The 16,541-nt window shown below is 60.0% G+C and carries 19 protein-coding genes and 1 tRNA gene; 9 read left to right on the top strand and 11 right to left on the bottom strand.

From position 1 onward, the window contains the following. Positions 1-66: 66 nt before the first annotated feature. The 5 genes from tgtA to ACK509_RS10730 form a co-directional block, all read right to left on the bottom strand. Positions 67-1,590 carry a tRNA guanosine(15) transglycosylase TgtA gene (gene tgtA, locus ACK509_RS10750; RefSeq protein WP_410766533.1) on the bottom strand — a complete coding sequence of 508 codons (1,524 nt, stop codon included), beginning with the start codon at positions 1,588-1,590 and terminating at the stop codon, positions 67-69. A 65-nt stretch (positions 1,591-1,655) separates the two neighbouring features. Then, positions 1,656-1,850 (bottom strand): acyl-CoA dehydrogenase, encoded by a 195-nt coding sequence (locus ACK509_RS10745; protein ID WP_410766532.1) that lies wholly within the window; start codon positions 1,848-1,850, stop codon positions 1,656-1,658. A 119-nt stretch (positions 1,851-1,969) separates the two neighbouring features. Beyond that, positions 1,970-2,743 carry a CPBP family intramembrane glutamic endopeptidase gene (locus ACK509_RS10740; protein WP_410766531.1) on the bottom strand — a complete coding sequence of 258 codons (774 nt, stop codon included), beginning with the start codon at positions 2,741-2,743 and terminating at the stop codon, positions 1,970-1,972. A gap of 71 nt (positions 2,744-2,814) precedes the next feature. Beyond that, positions 2,815-3,387: an NUDIX hydrolase gene (locus ACK509_RS10735; protein ID WP_410766530.1), complete on the bottom strand. Its 573-nt coding sequence runs from the start codon at positions 3,385-3,387 to the stop codon at positions 2,815-2,817. Positions 3,388-3,441: 54 nt separating this feature from the next. Next, positions 3,442-4,167 (bottom strand): hypothetical protein, encoded by a 726-nt coding sequence (locus tag ACK509_RS10730; RefSeq protein ID WP_410766529.1) that lies wholly within the window; start codon positions 4,165-4,167, stop codon positions 3,442-3,444. A gap of 118 nt (positions 4,168-4,285) precedes the next feature. Between ACK509_RS10730 and ACK509_RS10725 the strand changes: the two genes are divergently transcribed. Next, entirely contained in the window at positions 4,286-4,732 is a 447-nt protein-coding gene (locus tag ACK509_RS10725; RefSeq protein ID WP_410766528.1) for an SRPBCC family protein, read from the top strand. Between the two features lie 21 nt (positions 4,733-4,753). Here the strand turns inward: ACK509_RS10725 and ACK509_RS10720 are convergent, their stop codons facing one another. Continuing rightward, entirely contained in the window at positions 4,754-5,167 is a 414-nt protein-coding gene (locus ACK509_RS10720; protein ID WP_410766527.1) for a VOC family protein, read from the bottom strand. Between the two features lie 151 nt (positions 5,168-5,318). On the opposite strand from ACK509_RS10720, the gene ACK509_RS10715 reads away from it, so the two are divergent. Further along, positions 5,319-6,362, top strand: a complete 1,044-nt coding sequence (locus ACK509_RS10715; RefSeq protein WP_410767253.1) for an NAD(P)-dependent alcohol dehydrogenase — start codon at positions 5,319-5,321, stop codon at positions 6,360-6,362. A gap of 51 nt (positions 6,363-6,413) precedes the next feature. Here ACK509_RS10715 and ACK509_RS10710 read toward each other — a convergent pair whose 3' ends face one another. Beyond that, positions 6,414-7,043, bottom strand: coding sequence for a class I SAM-dependent methyltransferase (locus tag ACK509_RS10710; protein WP_410766526.1), 630 nt, complete (start codon positions 7,041-7,043; stop codon positions 6,414-6,416). A gap of 257 nt (positions 7,044-7,300) precedes the next feature. Here ACK509_RS10710 and ACK509_RS10705 point away from each other — a divergent pair, with 257 nt between their 5' ends. Further along, positions 7,301-7,495: a cold-shock protein gene (locus ACK509_RS10705; RefSeq protein WP_390221987.1), complete on the top strand. Its 195-nt coding sequence runs from the start codon at positions 7,301-7,303 to the stop codon at positions 7,493-7,495. 295 nt (positions 7,496-7,790) lie between these two features. Here the strand turns inward: ACK509_RS10705 and ACK509_RS10700 are convergent. After that, positions 7,791-7,863: transfer RNA gene (locus tag ACK509_RS10700), tRNA-Pro, on the bottom strand. Between the two features lie 73 nt (positions 7,864-7,936). Next, a complete protein-coding gene (trmY, locus tag ACK509_RS10695; RefSeq protein WP_410766525.1) occupies positions 7,937-8,533 on the bottom strand; it encodes a tRNA (pseudouridine(54)-N(1))-methyltransferase TrmY in 597 nt (198 codons plus the stop codon). A gap of 120 nt (positions 8,534-8,653) precedes the next feature. On the opposite strand from trmY, the gene ACK509_RS10690 reads away from it, so the two are divergent. Beyond that, on the top strand, positions 8,654-10,588 hold the full coding sequence (locus ACK509_RS10690) for an ABC transporter ATP-binding protein (protein ID WP_410767252.1): 1,935 nt from the start codon (positions 8,654-8,656) through the stop codon (positions 10,586-10,588). Here ACK509_RS10690 and ACK509_RS10685 read toward each other — a convergent pair whose 3' ends face one another. Beyond that, positions 10,589-11,365: an ABC transporter permease gene (locus tag ACK509_RS10685; protein ID WP_410766524.1), complete on the bottom strand. Its 777-nt coding sequence runs from the start codon at positions 11,363-11,365 to the stop codon at positions 10,589-10,591. It lies immediately after the preceding gene. Then, the gene (locus ACK509_RS10680; protein WP_410766523.1) at positions 11,362-12,315 is read right to left on the bottom strand and encodes an ABC transporter ATP-binding protein; all 954 of its coding nucleotides are present in this window, start codon (positions 12,313-12,315) and stop codon (positions 11,362-11,364) included. The genes ACK509_RS10685 and ACK509_RS10680 overlap by 4 nt, the downstream gene beginning before the upstream one ends. A gap of 300 nt (positions 12,316-12,615) precedes the next feature. Between ACK509_RS10680 and ACK509_RS10675 the strand changes: the two genes are divergently transcribed. The 5 genes from ACK509_RS10675 to ACK509_RS10655 all read left to right on the top strand — a co-directional run bounded on the left by ACK509_RS10675 (position 12,616) and on the right by ACK509_RS10655 (position 16,540). Then, positions 12,616-12,864, top strand: coding sequence for a hypothetical protein (locus tag ACK509_RS10675; protein ID WP_410766522.1), 249 nt, complete (start codon positions 12,616-12,618; stop codon positions 12,862-12,864). Further along, on the top strand, positions 12,861-13,898 hold the full coding sequence (aceA, locus tag ACK509_RS10670) for an isocitrate lyase (protein ID WP_410766521.1): 1,038 nt from the start codon (positions 12,861-12,863) through the stop codon (positions 13,896-13,898). The genes ACK509_RS10675 and aceA overlap by 4 nt, the downstream gene beginning before the upstream one ends. 62 nt (positions 13,899-13,960) lie before the next feature. Then, complete coding sequence (gene aceB, locus ACK509_RS10665) at positions 13,961-15,262, top strand: malate synthase AceB (RefSeq protein ID WP_410766520.1); 1,302 nt, start codon at positions 13,961-13,963, stop codon at positions 15,260-15,262. A gap of 153 nt (positions 15,263-15,415) precedes the next feature. Next, positions 15,416-15,913: a DUF4112 domain-containing protein gene (locus tag ACK509_RS10660; RefSeq protein WP_410766519.1), complete on the top strand. Its 498-nt coding sequence runs from the start codon at positions 15,416-15,418 to the stop codon at positions 15,911-15,913. Positions 15,914-16,015: 102 nt separating this feature from the next. Next, positions 16,016-16,540 (top strand): hypothetical protein, encoded by a 525-nt coding sequence (locus tag ACK509_RS10655; RefSeq protein WP_410766518.1) that lies wholly within the window; start codon positions 16,016-16,018, stop codon positions 16,538-16,540. Position 16,541: the final 1 nt, after the last annotated feature.

Below are 16,541 nucleotides of genomic sequence, written 5' to 3'. Positions count from 1 at the left end.
CGTATCGAGGATAGGTATTACGTTGGACATGTCGCCCCGGTTCGAGGGGAAAACCAACGGACGGTGTTACTCGTCGTCCGACGCGTCTGACTCTGCGACGGCGGCCAGTCGTTCGGTCACCGCGTAGAGTGACTCTTGGGTAACCGAATCGGGAACGAGGTCCAGCGCAGATGCGGGCCAGTCGTTGTGTGCGAGCGTGAACTCCACGCCCGGGTTCTCTTCGACCAGTCGGGACACACCGCGTGCGGCCTGTTCGTAGGCGTCGCGGTCGAGGCGCTCTGGAATCTCTGCTGTGAGCGGATAGGTCTCGGAGAGTGCCCGCGGGAAGGGGCCGAACGGAGGAACGACGCGCCAGGCTTCGTCGAACTCGTCGCTCGATGGTGTTCCGCCTTCGGTGAGCAGGATGTTCCCCTCCGCACTGAGACGGTCCAATCGGTCGTGGTGGCGGGCGACTTCTGGGCGATACGAACTCTCGTTCGAGGCGTAGAAGAACGCGCCTTTCGAGGCGGGGTCTTCGCGTTCGAGTTGGTCCACGTGGTCGAGTAGCGCGCGGTAGCCATCGAGCATCGTCGGGTGTGAGCGAGCGCGTTCTTCAACCAACTCCATCAGGTTGCCGTCGCGGATGGCCTGCTTGATTCGGCGGAGTTCCGCGAAGGTGACGTACAAATTGTGTTCGGCGAGCAGCTGCTCTTGTTCTTTGCTCCCTTTCGCGCGTAGGTCGTCCGGGGAGTACTCCGAACAGACCGGGCAGGTACACGGAAGGTATTCGAGGTCTTCGAGGTGTTCGGTGCCGCGAACCGTGAGATAGCGACCGTCACGGGCGTAGAGGGCGTAGGCCGCGGAGTCGAACAGGTCACAGCCCATCGCCACGGCGAGCGCGAGCATCATCGGGTGGCCCGCACCGAAGAGGTGGACTGGGGCATCGACGCCGAGTCCGCGCTTCGCGCCAGCGATGGCATCCACCATGTCGTCGTAGCGGTAGTCGTTCATCATCGGGACGACTGCGCCGATTGGGAACACGTCGAGGTCGGTTCCGTAGGCGTGGCGAGCGGCCTCTTCGCGGAGGTCGGGGTAGGTCGAACCCTGGATCGGCGCGTTGACGAGCATGTCGCCCGTGTCGATTTCCTCGGCGTCGGCGAGCGCCTGTTTCGTGATTTCGAGGTCGGATTCGGCGTCTTCACGGTCAACGTCCGGTGGCGTCGGGATATCTACCGGAGTTGCGATATCCGTTCCAATATCGTACTGGAACTGGAGAATCTCCTTTGTGGTGGTGTCGATATCGCCGTACTCGGCGAGTTGGAACGACCCCGAGTCGGTCATAATCGCGCCGTGGAAATCGAGCATCTCGTGGAGGCCCACGTCGAGTGCTTCCTTTTCGAGGTGGCTGTTCTTCTTGATGATGTAGGAGTTGGTGATGAGAATCTCCGCGCCGAATTCAGACTCCAATTTCGACGGCGGAACCGTGTCGATGTTCGGGTTGACGACCGGCAAGAGCGCCGGTGTCTCGACGGTGACACCCGCGCGGGGAACCGTCAGGCGGCCGATTCGCCCGGCGAGGTCCCCGTCACGGATTTCGAAATGGTCGCGCATGCGTTGGCGTTCCCCGAGCGCGGCGGTAAGAGTTGCGTTCGTGGGCGAGGAGTGAGTTGAAGGGTTCAGGCACGGACCCGGGAGAGTACGAGAGACGACAACGACACGAGAAATGCCAAGAGCATCGTTCCCACTCCGAAGAGATAGAATCTGCTGTCAGTCGGCGTGGTCAGAAAGACGTAGAGACCAAACGAGGACCCGAGAAGGACGACGGCCATTCCCCGCGCCCGTGGACCCTCTTTCATGCTCTGGAGTGCCATAGTGTTATAGAGCCGTCAGTATGCGTTAGCTGTTCGGGAAAAATGGGAGCAAAACCAGTAAGACGGGGTCCGAATGTCGGTTTGCAATTCGACGGCAAGAAGAGAGAACGTGGCCGCAGTTAGAACACGATGCCCGCCGGCATTCCGTTGGGGTTCATCTCCATGAACCGGAACGCGAGGTACGCGAGCGAGAACAGCGTCGCGTTGTACGCGCCGTGGATGAGCGCGGGAACGGCGAGGTTGTCCGTGAGTTCGTAGGCCGACCCGAAGACGACGCTCGGGAAGAACAAGATGGTAATCGTGATGAGACGGCCACCCGCGCCACCAGTGAGTGCAACGTAGTGAATCGCGGCGAAGATGGCGCTGGCGATGGCGATTCCGGGAACCACACCGAAGGACTCGCGGATACGATTTTGTACGACACCGCGGAAGAGCAGTTCTTCACCGGGGCCGATGAGAAGGAACGACGCCGGAATCAGGAGGAGGAGGACGTTGGGGTCCTGTGCGGCGATTTCGCTCACCTGATTCGACCCAGGTTCGACGCTGAGTGTCGTGATGACGATTGCACTCACGATGAGGACGCCGATGGCAGTCACGTAGCCGAGCGCGACCGCAATCAAATCACGGAAGGAAGGGATTCGAATCCCGAAGTAGTCGAAATCGAGGTTTCGAACCAGACTGTAGGCGAGTGCGACACCGCCGAAGGCAACGCCCTGGAGCAAGATGAGCGAAATCGTAATCGACGACAGCGGCGTGAGTTCCAAGCCGAGACCGAAGGCTGCTAACTGTGCGAGGAGGACCAGTACCGACCCGACGATGAGACCACCCACACCGAGCAAGAGCGCCGCGGCGAGCGAGCGAACGGGGTCAGAGAGACGTGTCGTGAAAGCCACGGCGGGGAGTAGGGCCGCAGTCGTCAAAATCCTTCTCGCTTAGTACGTCCGAATTCGACGTTCGCCGCGACTCACTTTTCGGCGAGTTCGTAGTACAACAACCCAGTCACTGTCCGGCCATCTCGAAGGTCACCGGCGAGGACGTTCGCTCGTAACTCGTCGTACTCGACAGTCGTCGGGCGGATGCTCTCGTTGAAATCGAGGTTCTGGTCGCCATCGGGGGTGCAGTCGTAGGCGACGAAGTAGTGGTGGATAGAGTTGGCAAAGCCGTTTGCCGGTTCGACGGTGACGAGCGGTTCGACACGTCCCGCTTCGTAGCCCGTCTCTTCGGTGAGTTCGCGCTGGACAGCCTCGGAGAGGTCGTCGTCGTGGTCTTCGGTGCCACCAGCAGGGAGGCCGCGGTTCACGCGCCCGACTGCCTGTCGCCACTCGTCGATGACGACCACGTCGCCGTCGGGTGTGAACGGGAGAATAACCACTGCTGGTGGTTCGTCCACGTAGTGAAAGTCTGTCTCCGTGCCGTCGGGAAGGCGCACGTCGTCCATGCGAACGTCGAATCCCGGACAGGAGTAGTCGATTCGCGTGTCGGTCGTCTCCCACGCGAGGTCGGCAGAGTCGGTGGGGGTGGCGGAGTCCTCGGTCATAGCTGAACGTGGCGCCGGATGGTGGAAAAGCGTCGCGGTCGGATGGGGAAAAGCTCAGTCGAGCGAAATCGTCCGAAGGTCGGCTTCCAAACTCTCGACGTACTCGTTGTACGAGTCCACGAAGTCGCCGAAGTCGCCTGCGAGGTTTCGGACGTCGGGTGCCGACGGGGGTTCGTACTGCGACAGGAGGTACACACCGCCTTCGCCACCGACACGGAGATACGACACCTGTGCGCCGTCCCACTTTAATTCCCATCGTGTCCCGCTGACTCGCTGAGCAAAGGTTCCATACTCGCCGTCGTAGCGGTTGAGTTCGCCTGCAATTTGGTTGGCCACTTCTCGGATGGTCCCCAAAATTCGGTCGCGCTCGGCGACGACGGATTCGGTCGTCACCACGCCGGGGAAGTCCGTTGGAATGTCGTCGAAGACACCATCGAGCGATTCGACGTGTTCGTTGAACGCCTCGACGAAAGCTTCGTAATCGACCATCGCCGTCGCGAGTGCATTCGGCTCCGGTGGCTGTTTGGTCGAGATAACGTAGATGTCGCCACCGCCAGACTTGCCCTTGAATCGGAGGTACTGCAAGTCACCTCCTTCGTACTTCAGCGTCCACTTTCCGCGTCCGGTTTCGAACGTCTCAGAACCGTAATCGCCACCCTGCAAGATTGCGAGGGCACGAGCGATTTGTCCCGCGTGCGCGTTGACCGCGGCGACGACTTCGTCGCGGTTGGCGGCCACCTCGTCGGCGTCGGCGATATCGAACGAAAGACCGTCAGTCATTGTCGAGGTGACGAGGTGGGGGAGAATAAGCCCCGTGGTGCGAGCGCCGTTTAGAACCCAGTTCGAACGTCATTCAGCCACAATACCGGTTTATTTGGGCGTATCGCGTATCTCGTTCATGCGAGAGATTCGAACCGAGCGTATAATCAACGCGCCGCCAGCAGACGTGTGGGACGTACTGACCGACATCTCGTCGTATCCCGACTGGAATCCACACCTCGTGAACGCGACGGTGAATAGTGACCTTCGCGTTGGCTCGAATCTGGAGGTACTCGTCCGGCGTGAAGGCGCGAGAGACCAGTCGATGAACGTCACCGTCACCGAACTGGAACCCGGTCGGAAGCTGGCGTGGGTTGGTACGCTCCTGTCTCCGCTCCTGTTCAGCGGTCGCCACACCTTCGAACTCGAGCCATTCAGCAACAACCGAACCCGGTTCATCAATCGCGAAGAGATTCGGGGTATCCTCGCCTCGCTGGTGACGACTGCGACCCCCGAACGCGATTACGAAGCGATGAACGAGGCGCTCAAACAACAGGTCGAGACTGCGGCGGCGGCCCCGGCCTGACCCGAACTACTCCAAGCGAGGCTACTCTGAACCCATCACGTCCGCGAACGACCGCTCAGCATCGACGACTGCGGAGAAGACGAGTTCGTAACCATCCGGGTCGGTAGCGCGGACTTCTCGGGTGTTCCACGCCGTCGTTTGTGGTTCGATAGTCACACCAGCACGTTCGCTGGCGCGCGTTGCGAGCGTGTCGAAAGAGTCGCTCTCGACGGTGAGGTACGTTCGTACGCCGACGCCTTTCGGGTGTATGTCGTCCACGTCGCGGCCTGCTACAAGCATGATATCTGCGTACTGCTCGCGGCGAACGTGTGCCATCGTGGGCATCTCGTAGATAACGTCGAACCTGAGTTCTCGATACCAACCGACCGACGCTTCGATGTCTGCGACTTCGAGCTGGACGAACAGCGGCATCGGGTAGATTTCGTGGTCAGACATGACTCTCGTAGAGGCGCCGAAACGATGGCAACGTCGCCAGTAACACCGCCGTGTCGGTGTGGCAACGTCGTCGAATTGGTATGGTTTCCAGACTGTCGGTTCGAGTGCGAAAAGGAGTTTAGTGTCTTTGAAGCGTCATTTTTCTGTGCCCATGCTTGCTGCCCGACTCCACGAGTACACCGACGAGATGAGTCATGCACTGTCGCTCGATGAGATTGAGAAACCCACCATCGCGCAACCGAATGGAGTAGTCGTCGAAGTGCAAGGTGCCGGATGGTGCCAAACGGACAACCACATCATCGAGGGGATGTGGACCGACTACGTTGACCAACCACTTCCGATGACCCTCGGTCACGAGAACGCCGGAACTGTCGTCGAAGTTGGCCCCGACGTGGACCTCGTCTCCGAAGGCGATACGGTCATCTGCCATCCGCACATCACCTGCGGAACCTGCCGTGCCTGCCGTCTCGGCCAGGATATGTACTGCGAGAACGCGAAATTCCCCGGTCTGACTACCGACGGCGGATTCGCCGAGTACCTGCTGACGAACGAACGTGCCGTGATTCCGCTTCCTGGTAGTGTGGACCCGGTGGACATCGCCCCCCACGCCGACGCCGGAATCACCGCGTATCACGCCGCGAAGAAGGCCGTCCGCGAACTCAATCCCGGCGACCACGCTGTCGTCATCGGTGTCGGTGGGCTCGGCCACATCGGCCTCCAGTGTCTCGAATCGATGAGCGCCGCCGAGATTACCGCTATCGACCTCAAAGAAGACGCACGAACGCTCGCCGCAAGTCTCGGCGCACATCACACCATCAACCCCGACTCCGAGAACGTCGCCGACGAAATCGCCGCCATCACCGACGACGTGGGCGCACAGCAAGTTCTCGACTTCGTCGGCCAAGATTCGACGACCAGTCTCGCACCCGACATCGTCGCCGCCGGTGGCGACCACCACATCATCGGCTACGGCGGCCACATCCACGAACCCTCCCAAGCACTCGTCAGTGGAGAGTTCGCATATCGCGGCACGCTCGTCGGCAAGTACACCGAGCTGCAGGAGTTGGTTGCACTCGTCGAACGCGGCGACGTCGAATTACGGACGACTCGCTACGACCTCGACGAAATCAACACCGTAGCAGAACACCTCGAACACGGCGAAATCGAAGGCCGCGCGGTCATCACTCCGCCGTAAGAGTCGGTTCTCGGGTGGTCAAAAGCCACGCCAAGCCAAACCACTCGAATCCTATTCGGACCGTGACTGCCTGAACACTCGAATCGTATCTTTCTTCGCCTGTTTCGTAGTGACTTCGGCCAGTCCATACTGCGTGAAGACGTCCCGCCAGTTGCGGTAATAGAGCGGGAAGTCGTACTCGGTGTCGTTCACACCGACGCCACGCTGGGGGTGAATCGCACCGTCTTCACCCTCGTTTTCGATTGTGATGAGCAAGTCACTCGCACACCGAGCGAGTTCTTCGAATACCCACTCGTCGTCTGGGTGGATGTGTTGGAGCGTCTCGACCGAGTAGATGGCGTCGAACTCCCCCACATCGAAGTCCATGGTTGCAGTTTCGATGGAATCAGCGTAGAACGACCCACTCTCGTAGAGGTCCGGATACGCCTCTTCCATGACCGCGAAGGATTCCTCGTTGATGTCGATGCCGTGGAGGTTCTCGAATCCGTGGTCGTGGAGATGCGAGAGGTGCCGCCCCGACCCACACCCGAGTTCGAGAATCGAGTCGGTTGGGTCGAGATGCCGTTCGAGTATCTGCCGAATCGACTCGCTGGTGTCGTTCGGGCCATAGTAGGCGTAGTACGCTGGCGAAAACTCTCCCGACCGGTCGGCCCACGCTCGACGAACGTCGTTAGCATCCACAAGGTATCGAGACGAGTGGCCCACGCCTAAAGCACCGTCGGACCGACAGTAGCAAATCCGAGGTCCAGAAATTCAGATTCCACAAGATTCTCGCCTAGAGTCGCCGAAGTTGGTGAGGCTGTGCAGAAATTACTACAGTATCAGAAACGTGCGTCTACTAATCTTTGGTATTGGAAACTGGATTTTAAAAAATAATGCCCCATGGTAGGACGACCCTCACAAGTCTTATCCGTAAAGGGCTGTTTTGTTCAGAAGCAATGGCGAAAGGTAACGTTGATTTCTTCAACGACACAGGCGGCTACGGTTTCATCTCGACGGACGATGCGGACGACGACGTGTTCTTCCACATGGAAGACATCGGCGGCCCAGACCTCGAAGAGGGTACGGAAGTGGAATTCGATATCGAACAGGCCCCAAAGGGCCCTCGCGCGACTAACCTCACGCGACTTTAAATTAGTTTAGTACGCCACGAGAGTGGCAGAACGATGTTTTCATTTTAGGGTAATTGGTTGGTGAGCGACGGCGTTGTTTTGGATGCGTATTGACACCAGTAAGTACACTTCACTAGAGGACCGACTCAGATTCGAACCACGGTCGCTCGTTGGCTCACGGCTCCGCCGTTCGTCATATTGTGACACTCCGTGTCGCACTCGCTCCCTGATTCGAATCATCACTGGGCCATACAACCATTTCAGGAGGGCGAGCGACAGAACAGTCGCTCGCGATTCGTTGAAAGTAGGGTAGAAATGGGCCGGCTCAGATTCGAACTGAGGTTACGGCCACCCGAAGGCCGAAGGATACCAAGCTACCCCACCGGCCCGCATTCTACAGGCAAGCCATCGTCGGCTTTAACAGTTGTGATTAATTCAGACTGACAGGCTAGATAGCACTGTTCAGTACGACGAATAGCCGTGGGTATCGAGGTAGTTGTGGGCCACCGTAATCGAGTGGTCGGCGTGCAGAATCTCAGGGCCAAGTCGAACCCTCTCCGATGCCGCCGCTGCCAGTAACTCTGCTTCTTCATCCGAGAAATCGTTGTGGTCCGAGAGTACAAAGAGTGGATTCTCCGGTGGCTCGACCTCCACGACTGGGTCGCCATCCTCGTGCAATTCCACGACGGTCGCGTTCCGAGACGCCTCCTCCAGGACTGCTTCGAAACCCATGCGACGAATCGAGACACCCGGCGAGGATTCGGCGGGCATGTGACCGATTGCTTCGTCGCGCTTGTCGAGGGCGGCTCGAATAAGCGCGGCAGTGGAGCGTTCGTCGGGGTTCAGCCGCCGCAACTCGGAGCCTTCGAACTGAACGGTGTACTCGTCGCCGAGGACGAGATGCACGCGCACGTCTTTTCGAATATCGTGTGAGAGGAAGAACGCGGAGTTGACACAGCGACAGAGGACGTCGAGGCGGCCCGCGCCGCCCGCGATATCGTCGAGCGAGAACTCCGACGTGGTGGGGGCGTCGTGGCCGAGAATGATGAATTGGCGCATAGAGTGTCTCATCCGGAGAGGGCCTTAGGGCTGTTTACTCAGTGTGTGAGACGACCGCACACGTCATATCCACTGGACGCTTACCTCGGGTAAGTGAGCCAGCAATCCGGGCGCGACCCGATGGTCCGCCTCTTTTCCGAATACGGTGGCGAGAACCTCCCGTGGTTCGTCGTCGGCCTGACTGCGAGCGTTCTCGGGCGACTGGTTGCGGTCGTTCCAGCACTCGTCCTCGGCGTCGCCATCGACGCGGTGTTTTTCCAGAACACCACCTACCACCTCCCGCTCGTTCCCAACTCGTGGATTCCCGAGACCGTAGCCGCGCAGTTCTGGTTGAGCTTTTGGCTCGTCATCGCCGCGTTCGTCGCCGGTGTGGGCCTCTCGTGGGTGCAAGGACTCGGCCTCGCCGTCTACTCGAATCGCGTCCAGCACGCCGTCCGCGTCGATACCTACGAAGCCATGCAACGCCTCGATATGGCCTTCTTCGACGACAAGCAGACGGGACAAATCCTCTCGATTCTCGACAGCGACGTGCGCAACCTCCGAACCTTCCTCGACAGCACTCTCTCTGGCGGGTTGCAACTCGTCGTCTCCGTCGTGGGTATCGCGAGCGTGCTGGTCTATCTGAACGCCCAACTCGCGCTCGTGACGCTCATCGCCGTCCCGCTGTTGACTGTCTTCACGGTCTGGTTCATGCGGACGATTCGACCGATGTATCGTGCTGTCCGCGAGAGCGTCGGCGCGCTCAACACGAGAATAGAGAACAACGTCGCTGGAATGGAGGTCATCAAAGCCTCCACGACAGAAGCCTACGAGCGCGAGCGCGTCGCTGACGCCTCGATGGACTACTACGACCGAGCGCTCGCCGTCATACGCCTCGACTATGTCTACCAGCCGACGATGGAATTACTCGCAGGCGTCGCCTTCGCGGCGACGTTCGTCATCGGTGGTATATGGCTCATCTTCGGTCCACCGTGGCCCTTCACCGGCCCGCTTCTGGTCGGCGAGTTCGTCACCTTCCTGTTCATGACACAGCGGTTTATCGACCCACTCTCGGGCGCAGGCAGAATCGTCAACGCCTACGAGAACGCCCGTGCCTCTGGGGAACGCATCTTCGGCCTCAGTGACCGCGAAGTGCGCGTCACCGACGACCCAGCGGCCGTCACGCTCGATTCGGTCGAAGGTCGTGTCGAGTTCGACCACGTGTCCTTCTCTTACGGCCCGGCCCGAGCAGTCCTCTCGGATGTCTCCTTCGTCGCCAACCCCGGCGAGACGATTGCACTCGTCGGCCCGACTGGTGCAGGCAAATCGACCGCCGCGAAACTCCTGCTCCGACTCTACGAGGTTTCGGATGGCGCGGTTCGTGTCGATGGACACGACGTACGCGACATCAACGTTCAGAGCCTCCGCGATGCCATCGGCTACGTGAGTCAGGACGTGTACCTCTTCGACGGCACCGTCCGCGAGAACCTCCTGTACGGAGCATTCGACGCGACCGAGAACGAGATGGTCGCCGCCGCCCGCGCCGCCGAAGCCCACGACTTCATCGAGAGCCTTCCGGATGGCTACGACACCCGCATCGGCGAGCGCGGCATCAAACTCTCCGGCGGCCAGCGCCAGCGACTCTCGATTGCGCGCGCCATGCTCCAAGACCCCGACGTACTCGTCCTCGACGAAGCGACCAGCGCGGTCGATACCGAGACAGAACTCCTCATCCAGCGCGCACTCGACCGTCTCACTTCGGGGCGAACCACGCTCATCATCGCCCACCGTCTCTCTACGATTCGCCACGCCGACACCATCGTCGTCCTCGACGAAGGCCGAGTCGTCGAATCGGGGACGCACGACGAACTGGTGGCTCAGCGTGGCTTGTACGCAACCCTGTGGGGCATCCAAGCGGGCGACGTGGACGCCATCGCCCCCGACGTGTTGGACCGGTTTATCGAACGACTGCGAGTCGCAGATGCGGAGATAGACGGACTCGAAGAGATGAGCGCAGATGGTGGCGAAGAAAGCAGTCAGAGAAAGAAACGGCGTCGCGGGCGTGGCCGTCGATGATTAGTCAGTGAGGCCGTAGCCGCGGCGGAACAGTACGATATTGACCACGACGACGACGAGCGTCAGGAGCGAGAGGACGGCGAGCGAGATGTTCGGATTGACCTCACTTACACCTAAGAATCCGTAGCGAACGCCGTTGACCATGTAGACCATCGGGTTTGCGAGCGACGCCTGCCGGAAGATGCCGGGAATCTCGTTGAGCGAGTAGAACACGCCGCCGAAGAAGACCAGTGGCCGGAGAATGAACTGGTTCATCATCGTCAGGTCGTCGAAATCGTCGGCCCAGAGGCCGCCGATGACGCCGAACCCGGCGAAGAGCAGGGTGATGACGAGCATGAAGGCGACCAGATAGAACGGTTGGGCGACGCCGACGGTGGTAAATGCCACGCCGATGAGTGCGACGAGCGCGCCGACGAGAATCCCGCGGGTGGCACTCGAAAGGACGTACGCACCGACCATCGACGTGTAGGAGAGCGGCGAAGTGAGCGCCTCTTCGATGTAGCGGTTCCAGCGACCGTGGAAGATAGAGAACGAAGCGTTCTCGAAGGCGTTGGAGACTGCGCCGAGGACGATGAGACCCGGGAGGATGAAGAGAATGTACGGGACACCTGCGATTTCGTTGATGCGCTCGCCGAGGATGACACCGAAGACCGAGAAGTACAGCACGTTCGTGATAAATGGCGGAACGAACGTGTTGCGGGGGCGACGGACGAATCGGAGGACTTCGCGCTTGAGAAGGGCGTAGAACCCGGTCACGTCGAGGTTCGAGAGGCTCATTGTTCGACCTCCATCGTCGCGCGGTCTTGCCCCTGTCTCGTCATCTCCACGAACACCTCTTCGAGCGAGGTACGCGAGATTTCGAGGTCGATGATTTCGTGGCCGTCACGGTCGAGCGCGCGAACCACCTCCGGAGCGACGAGTCCGCCCTGCGAGGCGGTCACGACGAGGCGGGTTCCTTCGGTAGAGACGGCTTCGATGCGGTCGTCGGAGGCCGCGAAGTCGGGGATTGCCGTCGGTTCGTTGCGGAGTTGAATCACGATATCGTCGGTGCCGCGGTCCATCAGTTCGTCGGGGCTAGCGACTTCGATGATGCGTCCCGAATCGAGGATGGCAACCTCGTCGCAGAGCCGTTCGGCCTCTTCGATGTAGTGCGTGGTCAGGAGAATGGTCGTCCCCTGTTCGTTGAGGTCGATGATGGTCTCCCAGAGTTCGTGGCGGAGTTGCACGTCCACGCCCGCGGTCGGCTCGTCGAGGATGAGCAGGTCGGGGTCGGTGATGAGCGCCCGCGCGAGCATGAAGCGGCGTTTCATCCCGCCGGAGAGCCAGTCGAATCGCGTGTCGCGCTTGTCGTAGATGCCGACGCGTTTGAGTACCTCGTCGGCGCGTTCTTTGGCCTCTTTCGGGGGAATCCCGTGGTAGCCTGCTTTGTGTTCCAGTACCTCCCGAATCGGGAAGAAACGGTCTACGTTGAACTCCTGTGGAGCGAGGCCGATTCGATCACGCGCTTCTCGGTAGTCGTCTTCGACGTCGTAGCCGAAGACGCGCGCGTCACCGCCGGATTTGCGGACGAGGCCGACGAGGATGCTGATGAACGTCGTCTTTCCCGCGCCGTTCGGTCCTAAGAGTCCGAAGAACGACCCCTGTGGCACGTCGAGGTCGATGCCGTCGAGCGCGTGAACGTCGCCGTAGGACTTCGTCAAGTCGCGTATCTCTATCGCAGATTCCATTCGTTGGTGGCCGGTCGGACGTGGACGCGATTAAGCGTGGTGTACGCGGAATGGAGTGCAATCGCGTAGCACACGGGGTGTGGGTTGCTACCACTTGACAAATTAATCACCTAGTAGACCTGTGTGTCAAAATAAGTCATTAACGAATATTATCATTATTATTCATTAACTTTATTGCTGGCTTCGAAGACAACCCAATCGAGGCACGAAGCATGAACGCATCCGCAGTATCCGACACAGCACATCTCTCCGAATCGACCGACATCGACCGCTATCGACCACGAACACCCCCGAATATCAATGACAGACCGAACTGACACGACCCGCACGCGCACCGACCGACCGACAACCACAATCACGACGCCGACCCAAACGCCCCGTCCACGTCGGCGCTATCCGAACAACGAGGAGAACATGAACGCGCCATTGGTCCCCCTCCTCGACCAACCGACACGAGAAGACGACATCGAACAGATTCGGCGCGACCTGACTGCCCTCCGAACGCAACTGACCCGCATCGAACGAGCGATGCAGACCGACAACCAATGAATCCACGAGACCTCGACAGCGACGTCTTCGCCCGCGACATCGATAACCCGAACGGCCGCGCCTTCCGCGAGATGCTGGACACGCAAAACTTCGTCTTTGCGCCCGGCATCTACCACGCCCTCGACGCCCGACTGGCCGAGATGGCCGGTCACGACGCCGTCTACATGTCCGGCTACTCGACCGTCCTCGGCCAATTCGGCTTCCCCGACCTGGAGATGGTCACGATGACCGAAATGGTCGAAAACGCCAAGCGCATGGTCGAAGCCACGAACCTCCCCGTCGTTGCCGACTGTGATACCGGCTACGGCGGCATCCACAACGTCCGCCGCGCCGTCCGCGAGTACGAGAAGGTCGGCGTCGGCGCGATTCACATCGAAGACCAAACCTCGCCGAAGCGGTGTGGCCACATCGCAGGCAAGCAAATCGTCTCGCGCGAAGAAGCCCGCTCGCGCTTCGAGGCGGCCGTCGATGCGAAACAAAGCGAGGACACCGTCATCATCGCACGGACCGACGCCTACGGCTCGGCCAACGGCGACTGGGAAGAACACCTCGAACGCGGTCGCATCTACGCCGACGCTGGCGTCGATCTCGTGTGGCCCGAGATGCCCGACCCGAGCCGCGAAGATGCAATCAACTACGCCGAGACGATTCACGAGACGCACCCAGACCTCCCGCTCGCGTTCAACTACTCGTCGTCGTTCGCGTGGTCGGAAGAGGAGGACCCGCTGACCTTCGAAGAGCTGGGTGACCTCGGCTACGAGTACATCTTCATCACGCTCTTCGGCCTGCACTCGGGCGCACACGCCGCCTACGAGGACTTCAAGAAACTCGCCCAAGACGACGAGCGCGCCCAATTCGACCTCGAAGAGCGCTACCTCGGCCACGAGACCGAGAGCCACCACGAACTCTCGTTCGTCTCGCGATTCCAGGACATCGAATCGCAGTTCGACCCCGAGGCACGCCGTCGTATGCAGGAGTCGGCTGGCTTCTCCGAAGAGAACGACGCGCCGATTCAGAGTCAAAACGACGACTGACAGTCCGCAAAACCATCATTTCGACGACAATTCTTAACCCAAAATAATGCGATTGATAACACATGACTGAGCGACGACACAACAGACAGTTTGTCCGGACATTCTTCACCTCACCAACGGCAATCGAAGGCGAAGAAGACTCCGCGAAGATGCTTCGACGAGCAATCCAACTTCGCGGGATGCAGGCCCCCGACGTGTGGGTTCCGGACAACGAGGACGCGACAGCACCCTCGATGCGAGACGAAGGCGCACAGAACATCATCGACGTGGTGTCCGAACACGGTGCCGACTTCCCCGGTGAGATTCACCCACGGGTGGTTTGGCACCGCGACAGCCCGAGTACTCGCTATCAGGGCTTCCAGCACATGCTCGAAATCACTGACCCCGCCTACGGCGCAGTCGAGTACATCGACGGCTTCGTCATCCCCGAAGTCGGCGACATCGACGACTGGAAGAAGGCCGACGAGTTCTTCACCATCGTCGAGAACGAACACGGCCTCGAAGAAGGCAGTCTCACGATGTCCGTCATCATCGAGAGCGGACAGGCCGAACTCGCGATGGAGTCACTCCGCGACGAGATGGGAAAGCCGACGAACAACCTCGAACGGTTGTTCTTGCTCGTGAACGGCGAGGTCGATTACACGAAAGACATGCGTGCGATGACGCCCACCGGGTCGCTTCCGCCGTGGCCCGAACTCCGCCACAACACCTCCCGCGGTGCCAGTGCCGCCGGGCTCATCGCAGTGGACGGCCCGTACGACGACATCCGCGACGTGGAAGGCTACCGCACCCGCATGACCGAAAATCAGGCCAAGGGGATGATTGGCATCTGGTCGCTGACGCCCGGTCAGGTCGTGGAGGCAAACACCGAGCCACTCCCGCCGAAGACTGGCAGTTGGCTCCTCGACGTTGATGGCGAGCGAGTCGAACTCACGTCCGAAGACGGCGTCGAAGTCTACGACGGCGATTACGTGTCGCTCGAAACACTGGGTGACGACTACGAACTCCTCGTCGGTAGCACCACCCGGACGCTCACTGCCGAGGAGTTACACGAGGAACTCCTCAAGATGACCTCGTACGTCCCGAGTATGGACGATATCGTGGACTCTATGGAAGAGTTCGAGGCGGCCAAAGCGGCCGGACGAGGTGCTATCGCGATGAAGCGGTCGGCGACGCTCCGTATCGGGAACACCGACTTCGACATCGCTACCGACCGAATGTGGGACGAAGCGACCTATCAGGCCGCGATGACCCCCATCAGCCTGTTCCAAGACGTCTACGAGAACCGTCCGGACCAGCACGACGAACTAGAAGAACGCTACGGCGAAGGCGTCGTCGAGCGTGCGATGCAAGTCGGCGGCTGAACGAGACATCGACTTCCTGAATTTTTTCGAGTCGGGACGTGCGTATCGACAGGTCTGTTTCGGTGAATCTGACGCCACGCTCAAGTAGAATCCGCACGAGAGACGTATGTGGACGATTCGACCTCAGTAACGTCGAGTGCAGGGCGTTACGACATGGGAGAACCCGTCGTCGTCGATTTCGACGATGTGGACGACGAGGTGATGCAACGCCTTCGAACTGTCAGTTTCTACCTCGACAACGCCTTCGAGATTCCCGGCACGAACTATCGCATCGGCCTCGACCCCTTCTTAGGGTTGATTCCTGGTGTCGGCGACGCGACAGGGACGGCTCTTTCAGCCTACATCCTCATCGAAGCCGCGATGCTCGGCATCCCGCGCGAGACGTTGATTCGGATGTTCGGGAACGTCTTGCTCGATTCGACGGTCGGCGCACTCCCGGTCGTCGGCGACGCCTTCGACGCAGTGTGGAAAGCCAACGCCCGAAACGTGCGCCTCATCGAGTCGCACGGCGAACTCCCCGCCGACCGCGCCGAAGCGGACCGACGCTTCCTTCTGGGTGCTGTCGTCGTCATCACGATACTCTTGGTCGGCATCGGTATCGCAACGACGCTCTCGGTGTTGTGGCTCCTCGGCCAGTTCGGATTGTTCTAAATTTCTGGTTTTCGACACTGTGGCGTGCGAGTGTGGGACAGGCTATCGACACACAAAATATAAATTAAAAGACATTTATGTGTGGGTGGCAATTTTTGCGACATGGAACGACGAACGTTCATCAAGAGCGCAACGAGCGCGAGTTCCCTCCTCCTCGCTGGCTGTCTCGGCGGGTCTGAGCCCCCCAGTTCTGACGGTGAAACGACGACCACGGCATCCGAACCAACCCCCGCACCGGAACCGGACATCACCTTCCGCACCGAGAGCGGCGTCCTCCGCGCCGTCCACATGGGCGGCGACCAAATCGAAGCCGAAGCGACGACCGAAGTGTACGTCACCGTCGACGGCGAGCGCACCCTGACGTGGGTCGATGAGAGTAAAAAGACGCAATCCTACCCGATTTCGGTCGGTAATTTCGTCGAAATCCCCTCGGCAGAAGCCGGTTCGACCGTCGAGGTTGTCTGGGTCGGTGCCGCCGGAAACGAGGACGTCATCGCCACGTACGAGGTTCCTGCTGCTGAGACGACGACCGAAGCAACGACGACTGCGGCGAACGAGACGACCACGACGACAACGAACGAAACCGCCACGGAAACGACCACGGTCGCGACGAACGAGAGCGCGTAAA

The organism is Haloferax sp. DFSO60, from assembly GCF_046557615.1.
Classification (GTDB): Archaea; Halobacteriota; Halobacteria; order Halobacteriales; family Haloferacaceae; genus Haloferax.
This window is presented reverse-complemented; position numbering and strand designations above follow the sequence as displayed.

Excerpts from the sequence above, each read along its gene's own strand:
- ACK509_RS10715 (WP_410767253.1), top strand. The coding sequence starts at position 5,319 with ATGCTTGCTGCCCGACTCCACGAGTACACCGACGAGATGAGTCATGCA.
- ACK509_RS10735 (WP_410766530.1), bottom strand. The coding sequence starts at position 3,387 with ATGACCGAGGACTCCGCCACCCCCACCGACTCTGCCGACCTCGCGTGG.
- aceA (WP_410766521.1), top strand. The coding sequence starts at position 12,861 with ATGAATCCACGAGACCTCGACAGCGACGTCTTCGCCCGCGACATCGAT.
- ACK509_RS10745 (WP_410766532.1), bottom strand. The coding sequence starts at position 1,850 with ATGGCACTCCAGAGCATGAAAGAGGGTCCACGGGCGCGGGGAATGGCC.
- trmY (WP_410766525.1), bottom strand. The coding sequence starts at position 8,533 with ATGCGCCAATTCATCATTCTCGGCCACGACGCCCCCACCACGTCGGAG.
- ACK509_RS10705 (WP_390221987.1), top strand. The coding sequence starts at position 7,301 with ATGGCGAAAGGTAACGTTGATTTCTTCAACGACACAGGCGGCTACGGT.
- aceB (WP_410766520.1), top strand. The coding sequence starts at position 13,961 with ATGACTGAGCGACGACACAACAGACAGTTTGTCCGGACATTCTTCACC.
- ACK509_RS10685 (WP_410766524.1), bottom strand. The coding sequence starts at position 11,365 with ATGAGCCTCTCGAACCTCGACGTGACCGGGTTCTACGCCCTTCTCAAG.
- ACK509_RS10690 (WP_410767252.1), top strand. The coding sequence starts at position 8,654 with ATGGTCCGCCTCTTTTCCGAATACGGTGGCGAGAACCTCCCGTGGTTC.
- ACK509_RS10660 (WP_410766519.1), top strand. The coding sequence starts at position 15,416 with ATGGGAGAACCCGTCGTCGTCGATTTCGACGATGTGGACGACGAGGTG.
- ACK509_RS10680 (WP_410766523.1), bottom strand. The coding sequence starts at position 12,315 with ATGGAATCTGCGATAGAGATACGCGACTTGACGAAGTCCTACGGCGAC.
- ACK509_RS10730 (WP_410766529.1), bottom strand. The coding sequence starts at position 4,167 with ATGACTGACGGTCTTTCGTTCGATATCGCCGACGCCGACGAGGTGGCC.
- ACK509_RS10655 (WP_410766518.1), top strand. The coding sequence starts at position 16,016 with ATGGAACGACGAACGTTCATCAAGAGCGCAACGAGCGCGAGTTCCCTC.
- ACK509_RS10725 (WP_410766528.1), top strand. The coding sequence starts at position 4,286 with ATGCGAGAGATTCGAACCGAGCGTATAATCAACGCGCCGCCAGCAGAC.
- tgtA (WP_410766533.1), bottom strand. The coding sequence starts at position 1,590 with ATGCGCGACCATTTCGAAATCCGTGACGGGGACCTCGCCGGGCGAATC.
- ACK509_RS10720 (WP_410766527.1), bottom strand. The coding sequence starts at position 5,167 with ATGTCTGACCACGAAATCTACCCGATGCCGCTGTTCGTCCAGCTCGAA.
- ACK509_RS10675 (WP_410766522.1), top strand. The coding sequence starts at position 12,616 with ATGACAGACCGAACTGACACGACCCGCACGCGCACCGACCGACCGACA.